The sequence below is a fragment of the Kitasatospora purpeofusca genome (genome assembly GCF_000718025.1).
Lineage (GTDB): Bacteria > Actinomycetota > Actinomycetes > Streptomycetales > Streptomycetaceae > Kitasatospora > Kitasatospora purpeofusca.
The window spans coordinates 162,230-175,243 of the sequence record NZ_JODS01000001.1 but is presented as its reverse complement, the minus strand read 5'-3'; the positions used below and the strand labels follow the sequence as shown (position 1 = coordinate 175,243).

The following is a 13,014-nucleotide window of genomic DNA, read 5'->3' as shown; positions in this document are numbered from 1 at the left end:
GCCATAGGCATGAATCGGCCAAACCTGCGGGAGTGAGCAACCGTCCGAAATCAGGACGGAAGGCGGGAGCGAGCCCGGCGGAGGGCCCCGCGGCCTACGGTGGAGCCGCCACCGTGAAGCGGCGCGCGGGACCCTCCGCCAGTGCGCGGCGGAGCAGGGCGTAGGCCCTCAGCTCGGCCGCCTCCCGGTCGGGGGCGCGGACGTACAGCACGACGCCGACGCCCCCCGGGAAGGAGCGGGCGCGGACGTGTTCCAGGCCGTCGCCCGGAACCGCCCGCGCCCACAGGGCGCCCTGGACGTCGGCGGGTCCGGCCTCGACGGCGGGCGCGGACGAGACGTCCAGGAGAGTCAATTGGACGGCGAACACCGAACGGTCAGTCCCAGCCGATGCCCGGACCGTCGGCGCGGGAGGAGTCCCAGCCGATGCCTCCGGTCTCCCGGACACCGGGGGTGTCCCAGCCGATCCCCGTCCCGTCGGCGTGGGCGGTCACGGGGCCGACGGCGGCCGGGGCGGCCTGCGCGGAGGCGGCGGGGGCGACGACGGCGGCGAGGGTCAGCGCGAGGGCGGCGGCGGCGAGCAGCCGGACGGGCTTCGGCACGGCGGTTCCTGTTCTGTGCACGGTGGTTCAGGGCGAGGTGGCGGTGCGTCGTGCGGGGGCGGGGCGGCGGTGCGCGCTGTCGGGTGGTTGCCCGCAGACTGCATCCTCCCGTCACACGGTCCGCGCCGGGAGGGGCTTCGCCGGGCAGCATCCGGCCAGGCAGCTTGCTGCAACCCCGGGACGGCGGTCCCGGGGTGGCGCGGGCGGCCCGATCCCTCTGCGGAACAGACCGGACGGTCCGGTTCGGGTGACCGGAACACGTCTTGTGGCGGCGGGAGCACCGGAGGAAGGATCGGGGGTCGCCGGGGCGGACCGGAATTCCATCGCGAGCCGCGACAAGACGCGATGTCGTGACGATCAGGGGTCGTTGACGTGCTGGAACTGCTGGGCGTGGACACCACCGCGGAAGCCGTTTACCGCGAGATGCTCGCGGACCCGGAGGGCGGGGTGACCGAACTCTGCGAACGGCTCCACCTCCCCGAGGCCGCCGTCCGGGCGGCCCTCGACCGCCTCGCCGACCTGACCCTGCTGCGCGCCTCCCGGGAACGCCCCGGTGCGCTCTGGCCGGTCAGCCCGGAGCGCGGGCTGGAGCTGCTGCTGCGCCGCCAGGAGGAGGATCTCGCCCGCCGCCAGCAGGAGCTGGCCGTCTCCAAGGCCGCCGTGGCACGGGCCGTCGCCGAGTACGCCACCCTCCGCTCGGCCACCCTGGTGGACGGCGGCGAGCGCCTGGTCGGCCTCGACGCGATCCAGGCCAAGCTGGAGACGCTGACCGCCCGGCTGGCCACCGAGTGCCTGGCGGTGATGCCCGGCGGCGCCCAGTCCGCCGCCAGCCTGGCCGCCTCCCGCCCACTGGACGAGGACGCGCTGAGACGGGGCGTCAGCCTGCGCAGCATCTACCAGGACAGCGTCCGCAACGACCCGGAGACCTTCGCCTACACCCAGTGGATGACCGGCCTGGGCGGACGGGTGCGCACCGCCCCGGTGCTGCCGCCGCGGATGCTGGTCTTCGACGGCACCACCGCCGTGGTGCCGATCGACCCGGAGAACACCAGGGCCGGCGCCCTGTGCACCGAGGAGCCCGGGATCGTCGCCTCGCTGGTCGCGCTGTTCGAGCAGACCTGGGAGACCGCCGTCCCGCTCGGCGGGGACCCGCGCCCCGAGGACGCCGGCCCCGGCCTCAGCCCCGGTGAGCGCGAGCTGCTGCGGCTGCTCTCCACCGGGCTGACCGACGACGCGGCGGCCAAGCGGCTGGGTGTCTCGGTGCGGACGGTGCGGCGGCAGATGGCGGCGCTGATGGAGCGTCTGGAGGCGGCCAGCCGCTTCGAGGCGGGCCTGAAGGCGGCTCAGCGCGGCTGGCTGTAGAGGCCGGTTGCAGCGGCCGGTTGCAGCGGCTGTTCGCAGCGGCTGTCTGTAGCCGGGGTCACAGCTTCGGGGTAACGGTCCGTCGCGGTGCCGGAGATCCTGGAGAAGTTCACCTCCAGGCTCTTGTCCGGTCATTTTCTACGCGCGTATCTTTGGGGCGCTGCGGGGGGCGGTTCCGACTTCCGCGCGGATTTCTACGCGGGTAGCGGGGCGGCGGGCCGGACACCGGCCGATGCGCCCGGCCCACCCGCCCGGCCGACCCGTTCCGCCGATCCGTCCCGTCGACCCGTCCGGCCGACCCGCCCCGCCGACCCACCCCCGTGCACCACCCGAGCTAGGAGCCCCGTTCCGGTGACCATGCCCATCGCTCCCCGTCCGCGCTCGCGCCGCGCCCTGCTGCGCGCGGCCGTCGTCCCGGCCGGTCTGGCCGCCTCCCTGGTGCTGGCCCCGCTGCCCGCCGCCGTGGCCGCGCCCTCCGCGGACGCGCTGATCTCCGAGGTCTACGGCGGTGGCGGCAACTCGGGCGCCACGCTGAAGAACGACTTCGTCGAGCTGGCCAACAAGGGCGGCGCCGCCTTCGGCCTGGACGGCTGGAGCGTCCAGTACATATCGGCCGCTCCCGGCCCCAACTCCCAGTGGGGCGTCACCCCGCTGACCGGTTCGATCGCCCCCGGCGGGCGCTACCTGGTCGCCGAGGGCGCCGGTGCGGCCGGCACCGTCGAGCTGCCCACCCCGGACGCGGTCGGCTCGCTGGCGCTGTCCGGCACCAGCGGCACCGTCGCGCTGGTCCGCGGCACCGACCCGCTGACCTGCAAGACCGCGGCCGACTGCGCCGCCGACCCGCGGGTGCGCGACCTGGTCGGCTTCGGCACCGCCGTGGTCCACGAGGGCTCCGCCTCGGTGGCCGGCGCCTCCAACACCGCCTCGGTCGCCCGCAGGGCCGGCCTGCCGGACACCGACGACAACGCCGCCGACCTCGCGGCCGGCGCCCCGTCGCCGACCAACAGCAAGGGCGAGGTCGCCGAGGGCTCCACCCCGACCGGCCCGACCGAGCCGGGCACCGTCCGGATCCACGACATCCAGGGCCGCACCCGGCTGTCCGACCGCACCGGCAAGACCATCGCCGGTGTGCCCGGCATCGTCACCGGCGTGCGCGCGTACGGCTCCAAGGGCTTCTGGATCCAGGACCCGAACCCGGACGCCGACCCGGCCACCAGCGAGGGCGTCTTCGTCTACACCGGCTCCGCCAACCCGACCGTCAAGGTCGGCGACTCGGTGCTGGTCACCGGCAAGGTGACGGAGTACTACCCGAACTTCAACGGCGGCTCGCAGTCGCTCACCCAGCTGACCAACCCGGCCGTCACCGTGGTCTCCTCCGGGAACCCGCTGCCGGCCCCGGTGGTCGTCGACACCCGCAACATCCCGGGCACCTACACCCCGGCGGCGGGCCCGGACGGGACGATCAACGGCGTCGCCCTGGACCCGGAGAAGTACACCCTCGACTTCTACGAGTCGCTGGAGGGCATGCTCGTCGAGGTCCGCGACGTCCGGGTGGTCCAGGCCACCGACAAGTACAACGAGCTGTGGGTCGCCGCCGACAAGCAGGACCAGAAGAGCCAGCGCGGCGGCGTGCTCTACGAGTCCTACGCGGAGCCGAACGTCGGCCGGCTGATGGTGCAGCAGCAGGCGCCCGTCTCCCAGCAGGCCTTCCCGGTCGCCAACGTGGGCGACGTGCTGACCGGCGTCACCAACGGCCCGCTGGACTACAACCAGTTCGGCGGCTACACCCTGGTCGCCGGCAACCTCGGCGCGCTCCAGGACAACCACCTCCAGCGCGAGGTGACCGTCCCGACCGCCGACCGCGAGCTCTCCATCGCCACCTACAACGTGGAGAACCTCGCCGCCACCAACCCCGACAGCAAGTTCGCCGAGGTGGCCGCCGGTGTCGTCACCCACCTGCGTTCGCCCGACATCGTCGCCCTGGAGGAGATCCAGGACAACAACGGTGCCAAGAGCGACGGCACGGTGGACGCGAGCCAGACCGTGGCCAAGTTCGTCGCCGCGATCAAGGCGGCCGGCGGCCCGGCGTACGACTGGCGCTCGGTGGACCCGGAGGACGGCAAGGACGGCGGCGAGCCCGGCGGCAACATCCGCCAGGTCTTCCTGTTCAACCCGCAGCGGGTCTCTTTCACCGACATCCCCGGCGGCGCCGCCACCACCGCGGTCGACGTGGCCGGCACCGGCTCCGCCGCCTCGCTGACCGCCTCGCCCGGCCGGATCGCCCCCGCCGACGCGGCGTGGACCAACAGCCGCAAGCCGCTGATCGGCCAGTTCTCCTTCCGCGGCAAGAAGGTCTTCGTCATCGCCAACCACTTCAACAGCAAGGGCGGCGACCAGGGCATCGACAGCCGCTTCCAGGCCCCGACCCGCTCCTCGGAGGTCCAGCGGGTCGCCCAGGCCACGGTGGAGCAGGCCTTCGTCGCCAAGCTGCTGGCCGCGGACAAGAACGCCAAGGTGGTGTCGGTCGGCGACTTCAACGACTACCAGTTCTCGCCCGCGCTGACCACGCTCACCAAGGACGGCGTGCTGCGCGACCTGGTGAACGAGCTGCCGGAGAAGGAGCAGTACTCGTACGTCTACCAGGGCAACTCGCAGGTGCTGGACCACATCCTGGTCAGCCCGGAGGTCGGGTACGCCAAGTACGACGTGGTGCACATCAACGCCGAGTTCGCCCAGCAGGCGAGCGACCACGACCCGCAGGTGGTCCGCATCAAGCCGTGAGGCCGGCGGAGCACGACCGAGGGGCGGTGACCGGGGACCGGTCACCGCCCCTCGGGGCTTTCGGGCGTGTTCTTCGGAGGCGTTACCCGAGGGCCTTGAGCACGGCGTCGGCCATGACCCGCTCGCCGGTCGCGTTCGGGTGGAAGGGGACGGCCGGGGAGCCGGGCAGCGCGCCCTCCACCCAGCGGTCGGCCGAGCAGACGTCGTGCCCGCGGGTGGGCGTGGCCGTGTCCACATAGGTGGCGCCGGTGGCCCGGGCGGTGGACTGCAGCATCGTGTTCAGCCGGCCGAGCACGTCGTGCAGGTACGGGATGTCGCGCGGGGCGATCGGCTGGCGCAGGACGCAGGAGGCGCCGTCGGCGGGCAGCACCGAGGGGTAGCCGACCAGCAGGATCCGGGCGTTCGGGGCCTTGGCGCGCAGCCGCTTCACGGTGTCGGCGAGTCGCGGCCCGGTCCGGTCGATCCGGTCGGCGAGGTCGTCGTTGCCGTACTGCCAGGACCAGCTGGACCAGTCCCAGTACCCGTGGTGGTAGACGTCGGTGCACGGGGTGCCGAGCGGGTTGACCACGGCGCCCGCGATGCAGGTCGCGATCACGTCGGCGATCCCGAGATCGCTGTCGCCGAGGTCGTTGCCGCCGATCCCCAGGGTGATCAGGTCGGTGTCGGCGGTCACCGCGTCGATCTGCGGATCGTTGACCCGGATGAAGGCGTCGTACTGCGCCTCGGTGATCGACTTCACCTTGGCGGCGGCGCAGGTGACGTCGCGGTAGGCGGCGGCGTTCAGCGCGGCGGCGACCAGGTGGCCGTAGTTGCGGTCGGAGCGCAGGCAGAGGCCGGCCGACTGGTTCGGAACCCCCGCACCGGCCGCGTAGGAGTCGCCGAGCGCCACGTAGCGGTGGGGGGCGGGAGTGGCGGCCTGCGCGCTGGTGGCGGTCATCGCGAGTGCGGCGCCCAACGCGGCGGAAGCGAGCAGCAGGGAATTCCGGGCACGGCGGAGCACGGTTCCTCCTGGGGGAGAGAAACGGGTGGGTGGGGGTCGTGCGAGCCGGGCCACAGCTACTACTGACAGGTAAGTTACTGGCAGGTTTCGCGGTCGTCCATGCTGTGCGCATACATTTCCGAAAATTCGTCAGAGGTTTCGGCAGGCGCTCCGGCGGGAATTCCGAATTTCGCTCCGAGGGGTGTCGAAATGCATTCCGAAACGGGGTGGAGCGGAATTCGGGTGCCCCGCCGGGGAAGTGGGCGCGGCCGGGGTGGGGGGTTCCGCGTCGTCAGGCGATGCGGGCGGCCACCCAGAAGAAGAACACCGTCATCACGGTGAAGAGCACGCACGAGTACCCCAGCAGCCCGACGCCGTCGGCGCTGGGGAAGCCGAGGAGGACGACCTTCTCCGGGAAGCGCGGGAGGTGGGCGACCTCGACCGGGTCGCCGGGGCCGAGCCCGGTCGGCCCGCGCAGCGCGATCGACGTGTCCGCCTCCACCGCCGGGCCGTCCGCGACCTCGAACCGCACCCGGACGGTGTCCTCGTAGCCGCCCTCGTCGCCCACGGGCGTGCTCGTCACGGAGACCACCCGGGCCCGGTGGCGGGCGCCGTAGCGGTTGATCCGGAACGTCCGCGAGGCCCGTGACCCGGTCCAGTACGCGCTGCCGGCGAACACCGTCCCGATCAGGAGGGCGAGAAGGTTCACAGTCGTGCAGCCTACGCCCGGGCCCGCGCCCGCGCCCAGAGGTGCGTCACCAACTCCCTTTTGTTGGAGCCCAGTTCATGTCGACGCGGACACCCGGGACGGCCGTTCGGCGGTGGCCGGGTAGGCTGCGGCTGCCGTCCCGGTGCCACCCGGCCGGCGGGCTCCACCGTGATCGTCGGCCGCAGCGGCCTGCGGCCGCCGCGCGCACCGGCGCGGCGGCGGGCCCTGGGGAACGAGGAGGCCGAGGAACCATGAGCCGTCGCGAGCGCGACCGGATCGGCAAGCAGGGCGGGGCCGGGAAGCAGGGCTCGGCCGGCAAGCAGGGCGGACGCGGCCCGGCGGCCCCGGTGACCGTCACCGTCTGCCGGGGCTGCTGCTGCGGCACCCAGGAGAAGCACCCGGGTGTCGACCACGCCGGCCAGTACGAGCGGCTGCGCGCGGCGGTCGGCGACGCCGGCCGGGTCCGCGCCGTGAAGTGCCTGGACACCTGCGCGCACTCCAACGTCGTCGTGGTCGGACCCTCCAGCGAGGGCCGCGCGGCCGGTGGCCGGCCGGTCTGGCTGGGCTGGGTCCTGGCGGACGACATGATCGAGGAGATCGCCACCTGGGTGCACTCCGGCGGCCCCGGTGTCGCCGAACCGCCGGGGCTGCTCGACCTCCAGCAGATCTCGGTCTCCCGCCGCGTCGGCGAGGGCCTGCCGGGCTGACCCCGCCGACCCTGCCGACCCCGCCGACCCGGACCCGCGCGGGGGACGGCTGGCCTAGCATGACCTAGGGCGTGACCCGAAGGACACGCTCCGGGCCCCGCGCGCCGACAGGAGGACGACGATGACCACGGTCTGCCGCATCTGTGCGGGCACCGGCCGCACCGCCGGCCTCAGCTGCCGGACCTGCCAGGGCACCGGCACCACCGAGGTCGGCGGTGGCGGCGGCAACTGCTTCCTCTGCGACGGCACCGGGGTGTACGTCCGCTACCGGGTCGACGCGGGCGGTGCCAAGCACGCCTACCGCGACGAGATCTGCCGCACCTGCGACGGCACCGGGAACCGCGCGGCCTCGCCCTGGGACGAAGCGTCCTGACGCCGCGGGGCCTCCCGGGCCCCGTCGGTGCGCCCCTTTCCCCGCTCCGGACGGTGACGGTTGGTCCGGCCGGGTGCGCCCGCTCACCGCATCAGCGTAGGAGGGCGCCCCAGCGGTGACCGCGTTCGCACAAACTGTCGGACGCTACGAGCATGGCTTCCCTCAACCGACTGCTCGCCCGCGTCCGCCGAAGGGCCGGTGCCCTCGCGGTACCGTGCACCCTCGTCACGGCCCTCGTCCCCGTCCTCGCGCTCGGCCCGGGCGCGATCAGCGCCGCGGCCGCCCCGCTGCCCGGCGGACTCGGGCCCTGCGTGCCCGGCAGCTGCCCCGCCACTTACCCCACCTCTATCAACAACGGCCCGTTCACCGGCCGCGACAACGGCATCAACGTCTTCGTCGGCGGTGACTTCCTGGTCCGCGGCCGCGCCGCCGAGGCCGAGGGCCGCGTCGTCGTCCTCAACGCCTTCGACCAGGCGAAGGAGGCCGGCGTCAGCTCGATCTACAACGTCGGCATCGCCGGCGTCGGCTCCCGGGTCCCGCCGCCGGACGGCGCCGACTTCCTCACCACCGGCGCCGGGGTCACCGTCGCGAGCGGCCAGTCCCTTGTGGCCGAGGGCGGCGTCGTCCGGCACGTCGGGCCGGTCACCGGCACCGTGACCGGAACCTCCGTCACCGACGCCAACGCCGTCCAGCCCTACACCGGCCTGCGTGCCCAGCTCTCGACCGCCTCCGACTGCTACGCCCGGGTCGGCGGGGTGCCCCGCACCCCGACCGGCACGGCGGTCAACCAGGGCGGCCAGACCCTGTTCACCGGTGACGGCAGCTCGGCGCTCCAGGTCTTCAACGCCGACTTCGACCTCACCGGGCCGACCGGCGGCCAGCAGGGCATCGTTTTCGCCAACATCCCGGCCGGGGCCACCGTCCTGGTCAACGTCACCGGCGCCACCCGCGTCCTGAACACCTTCAGCGGCGGCATCAACGACTCCGACGACCCGCTGAACGGCTACCGCGACCACCTGCTGTGGAACTTTCCCGACGCCACCTCCGTCACCCTGGGCGGCACCGGCCAGTTCCAGGGCAGCTTCCTGATCGGCGAGCAGACCTCGCAGACCACGGTCACCCTGGCCGGCGTCAACGGCCGCTTCTTCACCACCGGCTCCCTCACCCACACCAGCCTGCCCGTCGGCGGCGGTGGCCAGGAGTTCCACTCCTACCCCTTCAACGGCGACCTGCCCTCCTGCGGCTCCACCCCGGTGACGGGTGAGGTGCGGGTGCTGAAGACCGATGCGGTGTCCGGCGCGGCGCTCGCGGGCGGTGTGTTCGACCTGTGGCGGGAGACCAACGGCGTCCCCGGTCTGCAGACCTCCGGCGTCAATCCGGACACCCAGGTGGGTGCGGCCTGCACCACCGGTGCGGACGGGCTGTGCCGTCGGACGGTGGAGGTGGGTACCTACTACTGGCGCGAGACCGCCGCGCCCACCGGTTACCAGCTCCCGGCGAACCCGGTGTTCGGTCCGCTGGTGCTGACCGCCGAGAACGCCGCGGCGGGTGTGCAGACGACCGCCGCCGACACGCTCGTGCCCCCGGTGACGGGTGAGGTGCGGGTGCTGAAGACCGATGCGGTGTCCGGCGCGGTTCTCGCCGGTGGTGTGTTCGACCTGTGGCGGGAGACCAACGGCGTCCCCGGTCTGCAGACCTCCGGCGTCAATCCGGACACCCAGGTGGGTGCGGCCTGCACCACTGGTGCGGACGGGCTGTGCCGTCGGACGGTGGAGGTGGGTACCTACTACTGGCGCGAGACCGCCGCGCCCACCGGCTACGACCTGCCGGCCGAGCCGGTGTTCGGTCCGCTGGTGCTGACCGCCGAGAACGCCGCGGCGGGTGTGCAGACGACCGCCGCCGACACGCTCGTGCCCCCGGTGACCGGTGAGGTGCGGGTGCTGAAGACGAACGCCGAGACGGGCGCGGCGCTCGCGGGCGGTGTGTTCGACCTGTGGCGGGAGACCAACGGCGTCCCCGGCCTGCAGACCTCCGGCGCGAACCCGGACACCCAGGTGGGTGCGGCCTGCACCACCGGTGCGGACGGCCTCTGCCGTCGGACGGTGGAGGTGGGCACCTACTACTGGCGGGAGACCGCCGCGCCCACCGGCTACGACCTGCCGGCCGAGCCGGTGTTCGGTCCGCTGGTGCTGACCGCGCAGAACGCTGCGGCGGGTGTGCAGGTGACCGCCAAGGACTGCCCGTCGCCGAAGCCCCCGGCCACCGGCGCGATCCACCTGACCAAGAAGGACGCCTGGTCGGGCAAGCCCCTCAACGGCGCGGTGTTCGAGCTGTGGCGGGAGGCCAACGGCATCCCCGGCCTGCAGACCCTGGGCATCAACCCGGACGTCCGGGCGGGTGACTGCACCACCGCGGCCGGCGGCGGCTGCGACTTCAAGCACCTGCCGACCGGTCAGTACTACCTGCGGGAGACCGCCGCGCCCGCCGGCTACCAGCTCCCGCCGGACCCGGTCAGCGGGCCCTACCGGGTGAACGCCGACGACTGCGTCACCGTCGCCCTCACCAACAAGAAGGACGACGACTGCTGATGACGGTCGATCGCCCGACCGGGTGAACCGGCGGTCGGGACCGTCCTGCGGGCCCACTCCCGCTCAGGACGGTCCCGGCCCCGGTCCGGCGGCGACCCCCGACCACGGCCCGACGACCCCTCGCGGAGCTCTTCGTCCGCGGACGGCTTTGCCGAGCCATGGTCGAACATTGGCGTTCGACTGACCGGTACGCCCGGGTGCGTTCACCGCCCGTCCGTGTCCGGTCAACACGTGACTGGGAGAGTCCCTGTCCATGGAAACTCCGAACATGGGCGTGCCGGCGAAGCTCGCCGAACGCATGAGCATGGCCGAGCAGCACGAGTACCTGCGGGCCCGTTTCTCCCGCCGGCGGATGCTGCGCGCCGGTGCCGTCTCGGTGGGCGCGCTGGCCGTGGGCGGCGCCCTCGGCGGCACCGCCTCGGCCGCCCCCGTCGCGCCGCAGCTGCTGGCCGGCGGCGCCACCGCGGGCATCGACGGCTCGCTGGTCGCCCCGATCGGGCGTCACCTCGCCTTCGGGCCCGAGCCGGACACCCAGTTCCGGGTCTCCTGGCAGGTGCCGGCCCCGGTGAAGCGGCCGTTCCTGCGCTACGGCAAGAACCCGTGGGACCTCAGCCACAAGATCGAGGCCGAGGTGCGCACCCTCCACACCCCGGCGCTCACCCCCACCGGCAAGGCCGTGGACCAGTACTACCTGCACGTGGCGCTGGAGGATCTGCGCCCCGACACCACGTACTACTACGGTGTCGGCCACCAGGGCTTCGACCCGGCCTCGCAGCAGGCGATCTCCACCCTCGGCACCTTCCGCACCGCGCCCTCGCGCGACCACCGCTGGGGCAAGGTGTACGAGCCGTTCACCTTCACCGCCTTCGGCGACCAGGGTGTCAGCGACCACGCCAAGGGCAACGACCACATCATCCTGGCCCAGAACCCGGCCTTCCACCTGCACGCCGGCGACATCTGCTACGCCGACCCGGCGGGCTCCGGCCAGGACTCCGACAAGTCGGTGTTCGACGCCACCACCTGGGACGCCTTCCTGGTGCAGACCGAGACGGTCGCTTCGAAGGTGCCGTGGATGGTCTCCTACGGCAACCACGACATGGAAGCCTGGTACTCGCCGAACGGCTACGGCGGCGAGAACGCCCGCTTCTACCTGCCGGACAACGGCCCGGACAAGCGCAGCGTCCCCGGCGTCTACTCCTTCCGCTACAAGAACGTCGGCGTCATCTCGCTGGACGCCAACGACATCTCCTACGAGATCCCGGCCAACCTGGGCGTCTCGGCGGGCAAGCAGACCCGCTGGCTGGAGCGCACCCTCAAGGACCTGCGCAACGACGAGACCGTCGACTTCGTCGTGGTCTTCTTCCACCACTGCGCCTTCTCGACCACCCACCAGCACGCCTCCGAGGGCGGCGTGCGCGAGGCCTGGGTGCCGCTGTTCGAGAAGTACCGGGTGGACCTGGTGATCAACGGTCACAACCACGTCTACGAGCGCACCGATGCGATCCTCGGCAACAAGGTCGCCAAGGCCGTGCCGAGCGGCGCCACCGTCGAGCCGGCCACGGACGGCGTGGTCTACGTGACGGCGGGCGCGGCCGGCCGCAGCCTGTACCGCTTCGACGCCCCGGACAGCTACGAGGGCCACGAGAAGCGCGTCGACTCGGTGGACACCTACTACTTCGCCAAGGGCGGCGGCAAGGTGACCGAGACGGTGGAGTGGTCGCGGGTGCGCTACACCGGCTACTCGTTCATCAAGGTGGACGTGAAGCCCGCGCACCTGGGCCAGAAGTCGGAGATGACGGTCACCGCCCTGGCGGAGGACGGCACCCGGGTCGACCACTACACCATCCTGCGCAAGGTCGGCGAGGGCTGGGACGGCAACAGCGACGACGACGGCGAGGGCGGCGGCTGGGGCTGGTAGGCCCGGTCCTGCTCCCTTCCTGGCGTACCCACGGACCCCGGCGCTCGCTCAGCGCCGGGGTCCGTACATGATCACGGCGACTCCCGCCAGGCAGACCAGGGCACCCAGCACGTCGTAGCGGGTCGGCCGGAAGCCGTCCACGACCACGCCCCACAGCAGCGACCCGGCCACGAACACCCCGCCGTACGCGGCGAGCACCCGCCCGAAGGCGGCATCCGGCTGCAGCGCCGCCACGAAGCCGTACCCGCCGAGCACCACCACCCCCACCCCGGCCAGCCACCACGGCCGCGCCTCCCGCACGCTCTGCCAGATCAGCCAGCAGCCGCCGATCTCGGCGAGCGCGGCGAGCACGAACAGGGCGACGGAACGCAGAACGGTCATAGCGGCCCAGCCTAGGGCGCGTTCTCGCTCGTCCTCCGGCCCGGGCACATGTGTGAAGCCCCCTGCCCATCGTTCGGGAATCCCGAACGGTCGGCAGGGGGCTTCGGACAGGAGCCGGGTCAGGACGCCCGGACGTCGCGCTCCCGGAGTTCGGCGATGACCCGCGCGACGGTGACGAAGTCGTTGTCCACGTGCAGCACCGGGTAGTTGTAGTGCGCCGCGACCGAGCAGAGCAGCAGGTCCACCGTGCCGGCCGAGCGGTGCTACCCCTTCTGCGTGAGCTTGTACTGGGCGTTGAGGGCCCAGCCCGCACCTGGCCGAGGCTGTTCATGTGTCAGTTCTCCCCGTCCGCCTTCCGGGCCTGATGGATTCGCTCCGTCGGGTCGAACTCCCCCCGGGCCGCACGTTCGGACAGCTTCTCCAGCGCCTCGATCCGTTTCAGGCGGTTGACGTAGTCGGCGAGGGCGCCGTTGATCGTGTCCCTTTTGGTGCTGGTCCCCATGAGCCGCATGGCCTCGGCGAGGATCGCGTCGTCGACGTCGACGTTGGTCATACTCATTTCCGCGCCTCCGTGGATGAATCCACCCACATCATCCACATCAACCGTCCGAACGCGA

13 protein-coding genes are annotated in these 13,014 nt (G+C 72.6%); 6 read left to right on the top strand and 7 right to left on the bottom strand.

All coding sequences use genetic code 11. The features are described from left to right. Window positions 1-94: 94 nt before the first annotated feature. Together IF01_RS0100835 and IF01_RS41120 are read right to left on the bottom strand one after the other, a co-directional pair. Window positions 95-367: a hypothetical protein gene (locus IF01_RS0100835; protein ID WP_157855133.1), complete on the bottom strand. Its 273-nt coding sequence runs from the start codon at window positions 365-367 to the stop codon at window positions 95-97. 7 nt (window positions 368-374) lie between these two features. Further along, window positions 375-599, bottom strand: coding sequence for a hypothetical protein (locus IF01_RS41120; RefSeq protein ID WP_037778601.1), 225 nt, complete (start codon window positions 597-599; stop codon window positions 375-377). Between the two features lie 372 nt (window positions 600-971). Here IF01_RS41120 and IF01_RS0100825 point away from each other — a divergent pair, with 372 nt between their 5' ends. Both IF01_RS0100825 and IF01_RS0100820 read left to right on the top strand, forming a co-directional pair. Beyond that, entirely contained in the window at window positions 972-1,961 is a 990-nt protein-coding gene (locus IF01_RS0100825) for a helix-turn-helix transcriptional regulator (RefSeq protein WP_030391230.1), read from the top strand. A 357-nt stretch (window positions 1,962-2,318) separates the two neighbouring features. Continuing rightward, the gene (locus IF01_RS0100820; RefSeq protein ID WP_030391229.1) at window positions 2,319-4,742 is read left to right on the top strand and encodes a DUF8508 domain-containing protein; all 2,424 of its coding nucleotides are present in this window, start codon (window positions 2,319-2,321) and stop codon (window positions 4,740-4,742) included. A gap of 82 nt (window positions 4,743-4,824) precedes the next feature. Here the strand turns inward: IF01_RS0100820 and IF01_RS0100815 are convergent, their stop codons facing one another. Both IF01_RS0100815 and IF01_RS0100810 read right to left on the bottom strand, forming a co-directional pair. Beyond that, a complete protein-coding gene (locus IF01_RS0100815) occupies window positions 4,825-5,742 on the bottom strand; it encodes an SGNH/GDSL hydrolase family protein (RefSeq protein ID WP_094745438.1) in 918 nt (305 codons plus the stop codon). 271 nt (window positions 5,743-6,013) lie between these two features. Next, window positions 6,014-6,430: a DUF3592 domain-containing protein gene (locus IF01_RS0100810; protein WP_030391227.1), complete on the bottom strand. Its 417-nt coding sequence runs from the start codon at window positions 6,428-6,430 to the stop codon at window positions 6,014-6,016. 251 nt (window positions 6,431-6,681) lie between these two features. Between IF01_RS0100810 and IF01_RS41115 the strand changes: the two genes are divergently transcribed. From IF01_RS41115 to IF01_RS0100790, 4 genes are all read left to right on the top strand, one after another. Continuing rightward, window positions 6,682-7,137: a hypothetical protein gene (locus tag IF01_RS41115; protein WP_030391226.1), complete on the top strand. Its 456-nt coding sequence runs from the start codon at window positions 6,682-6,684 to the stop codon at window positions 7,135-7,137. Between the two features lie 121 nt (window positions 7,138-7,258). Beyond that, complete coding sequence (locus tag IF01_RS0100800) at window positions 7,259-7,510, top strand: hypothetical protein (protein ID WP_030391225.1); 252 nt, start codon at window positions 7,259-7,261, stop codon at window positions 7,508-7,510. Window positions 7,511-7,662: 152 nt separating this feature from the next. Next, entirely contained in the window at window positions 7,663-10,098 is a 2,436-nt protein-coding gene (locus IF01_RS43410; RefSeq protein ID WP_051754792.1) for a choice-of-anchor A family protein, read from the top strand. Window positions 10,099-10,351: 253 nt separating this feature from the next. Continuing rightward, window positions 10,352-12,016, top strand: a complete 1,665-nt coding sequence (locus tag IF01_RS0100790; RefSeq protein ID WP_078879549.1) for a purple acid phosphatase family protein — start codon at window positions 10,352-10,354, stop codon at window positions 12,014-12,016. A 48-nt stretch (window positions 12,017-12,064) separates the two neighbouring features. Here the strand turns inward: IF01_RS0100790 and IF01_RS0100785 are convergent, their stop codons facing one another. The 3 genes from IF01_RS0100785 to IF01_RS0100775 form a co-directional block, all read right to left on the bottom strand. Continuing rightward, window positions 12,065-12,397: a YnfA family protein gene (locus IF01_RS0100785; RefSeq protein WP_030391222.1), complete on the bottom strand. Its 333-nt coding sequence runs from the start codon at window positions 12,395-12,397 to the stop codon at window positions 12,065-12,067. 119 nt (window positions 12,398-12,516) lie between these two features. Then, window positions 12,517-12,642, bottom strand: coding sequence for a PIN domain-containing protein (locus IF01_RS49530; RefSeq protein WP_167349715.1), 126 nt, complete (start codon window positions 12,640-12,642; stop codon window positions 12,517-12,519). 89 nt (window positions 12,643-12,731) lie between these two features. Then, window positions 12,732-12,956, bottom strand: a complete 225-nt coding sequence (locus IF01_RS0100775) for a type II toxin-antitoxin system VapB family antitoxin (RefSeq protein WP_030391221.1) — start codon at window positions 12,954-12,956, stop codon at window positions 12,732-12,734. Window positions 12,957-13,014 lie beyond the last annotated feature (58 nt).